This window comes from Thermogutta sp. (assembly GCF_014359955.1).
Classification (GTDB): Bacteria; Planctomycetota; Planctomycetia; order Pirellulales; family Thermoguttaceae; genus Thermogutta.
The window spans coordinates 1-3658 of record NZ_JACIYL010000451.1 but is presented as its reverse complement, the minus strand read 5'-3'; the positions used below and the strand labels follow the sequence as shown (position 1 = coordinate 3658).

Sequence of the window (3658 nt, the reverse complement as noted above, 5' to 3'; positions counted from 1 at the left end):
GGGAACTGTTCGACGAGGTGAAGTGAGATGCCGAGCGTTGTCAGGCCTGAGATCTCAAAGGAAGGAGAACTTCATCTGTGGGGTGTGAATGAGACTCAATGGCTCAAGGGCGAACCCTCACCGCAGTCTCCTGTCTTGCCGGGGGAGCCGGCGTGGCTAGAAACACGTATCACTCCGTTCAAACCTTCTTCGACTTCCTCGGCTTTATCGGAAGAAATTGTAGAAGTGCTTGAGCAACTAGAGAAAATGGGAATCCGTGTACTTACGCCAGATGATGTATTGCAATATTTTTGGGAGAATCCTCATTTAATTGAGTTAACGCGGGATCTGGCAAGACTTGCCCGTGAACGATTGCCCGAAGCTATCTTATCTTTGGAGATTAGTCGGGATCCTGAAGGGGACGAAGAATATATCGTCATTTATGCGCGGTTCCGTGACTATGATGAAACTATCGTGAGAAAGATCCGGGACGTTCGGAAAGAGTTTATATCTCGTTTGAGTGACGAAAGAGAGTGGCCTTTGCTGACAACAGACTTTCGTACCCCAGAGGAGACATAGAAGTGGCTTTCGACTGGAGAGAATTCTTGCAACTAGCAAAGGCTTTGCGCAGTTTTTCCGTTCCTTCATTTTCTGCAGAGGCTGCAAAACGTTCAGCTGTGAGTCGTGCCTACTATGCGGCTTTTTGTCACACTCGAAACTATGCCGAGAAGCACTTGGGTTTTCAGCGAACAAGAAGTGGGAAAGATCATGGGTTCCTTAGAAAACACCTGGGCCAGCAAGGTCCTTATTGGAAGCAGATTGAGGATGAATTGCGTGATTTACATGAATGGCGCAAGCGTTGCGATTATGATGATGCAATTTCTAACAACCTTGATATTATGGTTGCGAACGCAATTTCCACTGCCGAAGACATCATAGGCAAGATGAAGGAATAAGTATGCTCGTTGACAACCCCATCCTCAATTCACCCTTCGAAGAGCCCACCCGCTTCTGGGACTACGAAGAGGGGCAACCGGTTATTAAAGACGGCCGTCGGCCAGCGGGTTACTACCTCAAAGCCCGAACAGCCGGGCCGCAGATGGCGATGCTAGAAGAAGAATTCGTTCCACTGGATTTGGTAAACAGAATTCGGGAGCGGGTGCGAAACTGGCGGGAGCGAGGTTATCTAGGCGTCACTCCCATCACGCGCCAACTCCTCAACCACTGGAACAACCCCGAGCGAGAACGCAAGCTCTTCTTCTGCCAGCGGGAGGCGGCCGAAACCCTCATCTGGCTGGTGGAGGCCCCGCCGGCCGAGAAGCAAGGGATCACGATTCCGAAGGATAACGGACTTACTCGCTACGCCTGCAAAATGGCCACGGGCTCAGGCAAGACCGTGGTCATGGGCATGGTGATCGCCTGGCAGGTACTCAACAAGCTGGCAAACCCGCAACTCCGGCAATTCTCTGACGCTGTGCTCCTTGTGTGTCCCAATCTGACCATCCGCGAGCGGCTGCAGGTGCTGCTCCCCTGGAAGCCCGGCAATTACTATGAGAAATTTGACCTGGTACCCCGGGGGCTGTTGGAACGGCTCCAGCAGGGGAGATTCGAGGTCACGAACTGGCACCTTTTTCAGTTGCAGGACGACAGCCGTTCCCGAAGTGTGGTTCAGCGGGGTGTGGAAAGCGATACCGCCTTCTGCCGCCGGGCGCTGAAGAAGCTCGGCAACAAGCAAAACATCCTGGTCATCAACGACGAGGCCCATCATGCGTACCGTCCAGCGCCGCTGTCGGACGAGGTAAAGGAGCAGCTTTCGGAAGAGGAGATCAAAGAGCGCGAGGAGGCTACGGTGTGGGTCAGCGGGCTGGACAGGATAAACGCCGTCCGCCGAATCAACTTCTGTGCCGATTTTTCGGCAACACCTTTCTACATCAAAGGAAGCGGCTACCAGGAGGGGACTCCTTTCCCTTGGGTCGTATCGGATTTTGGCCTGGTGGACGCGATTGAATCAGGGATTGTGAAAATTCCCCGCGTGCCGGTGGACGACAACACCGGTATGCTGATCCCCAAGTACTTCCGCCTGTGGGAGACGATCAATCAGGCGTTGCCGGCTTCCGAGCGGCAAACCGCGCGCCGCCGGGCCAAGCCGGAATCGGTGCTACGGGAGGCCGAGGGAGCCCTGGTGACCCTGGCTAGCGAGTGGAAGAAGACTTTCGACGAGTTCCAGAAGTGCGGCTCGCCGGTGCCGCCTGTCATGATCGTGGTCTGCGACAACACCGACCTATCCAAACTCGTTCATGAGCACATTGTCCGGGGCAAGGTCCTGCGCGAACTCGAAAACGGCCAGAACGGGGAGGTGACGTTCCGAATCGACACGAAACTCCTTGCCGAGGCAGAGGCGGCCAGGGAGGGCGAAACCAGGGCCGAGGCGGCCGAGCGGCTGCGCAAGGTGGTGGACACCATCGGCAAGCTCGAATGGGAGGGTGAAGGTGACCCGCCAGGAAAACACATCCGGTGTGTGGTGTCTGTGGGAATGCTGAACGAGGGCTGGGATGCCCAGAATGTCACGCAGATCTTGGGCCTGCGTGCCTTCACGTCCCAACTGCTGTGTGAGCAAGTGGTGGGACGGGGCTTGCGGCGGCTCAATTACGACGACTTTTCGGAACCTGAGTATGTGGACGTCTACGGTGTCCCATTCGAAGTAATCCCGGTCAGAAAGAAACCCGTCAATCGTGCCGAAATAGCCAAAGTATCCACACTTGTGCGGGCTCTCCCTCAGCGGAAGCATCTCGAAATCACTTTCCCCCGTGTTGAAGGGTTCGTTGTCGACGTGCGCACACGGATTCGACTCAGCCTGGACGGCCTTCCTTATTTACAGATCGACCCCGGCAGCGAGCCCACCGAAGTAACGGTTAAGCCGGCGGTAGGCTACCGCATAGGCCGACCTGACCGACTAGGGCCCGGACCTGAGGTGATCCACGACCGCAACCCATTTCACCGGGAGAAACGCCTCCAGGCGACCGTGTACGAGATTGCGGCCGAACTCACGCGGCGACTCAAAGAGAAACGGGAAGAGTGGAACGCCCGCCACATTCTCTTTCCTCAAGTCCTCAACATTGTGTGGCAGTACCTGGAAGAGCGCGTTGTGGTGAAACAGGACGCGCCGCCGGAGGAGGTCACCCTGCTCAAGTACAAGGAGCGGATTGTTGAACGCTTGACCGCGGCCATCGAACCGGATACCGAATCAGGAGAGCCACCAATCCTTCCAGTGATCGAGAGGTTTCGCCCGATCGGTTCAACTGCCGAGGTCCTTTTCCGCACGGTCCGTCCATGTGTCGGTACAAGTAAGAGCCACATCAGCCATGTGGTGCTCGATGCACCCAAGTGGGAGCACAGTGCAGCGTATCAACTGGAGCGAATGCCCGAGGTAATTGCCTATGCCCGCAACGACCACCTTGACTTTACAATCCCTTACGAGTGGCATGGGTTCCGACACGAGTACCGGCCCGACTACCTGATCCGCTGGCGCCGCAATGACGGCACTGAGGTCAAGGTGATCCTGGAGATCAAGGGCTTCGAGACGGAGCAGGATCGCCAGAAGGAGATCGCAGCGCAGCGGTGGATCCGGGCGGTGAACCATCACGGTGAATTCGGCTGTTGGCGATTCGTCGTGTGTAAG

Annotated in this window: 3 protein-coding genes; all 3 read left to right on the top strand. The window is 56.1% G+C overall.

Translation table 11 applies throughout. The features are described from left to right. Positions 1 to 27: 27 nt before the first annotated feature. A complete protein-coding gene (locus tag H5U08_RS12890) occupies positions 28 to 558 on the top strand; it encodes a hypothetical protein (protein ID WP_297033711.1) in 531 nt (176 codons plus the stop codon). A gap of 2 nt (positions 559 to 560) precedes the next feature. Next, the gene (locus H5U08_RS12885) at positions 561 to 935 is read left to right on the top strand and encodes a hypothetical protein (RefSeq protein ID WP_297033709.1); all 375 of its coding nucleotides are present in this window, start codon (positions 561 to 563) and stop codon (positions 933 to 935) included. Positions 936 to 937: 2 nt separating this feature from the next. Continuing rightward, the coding region (locus tag H5U08_RS12880; RefSeq protein ID WP_297033706.1) for a BPTD_3080 family restriction endonuclease at positions 938 to 3658 on the top strand (2721 nt) is incomplete at its 3' end.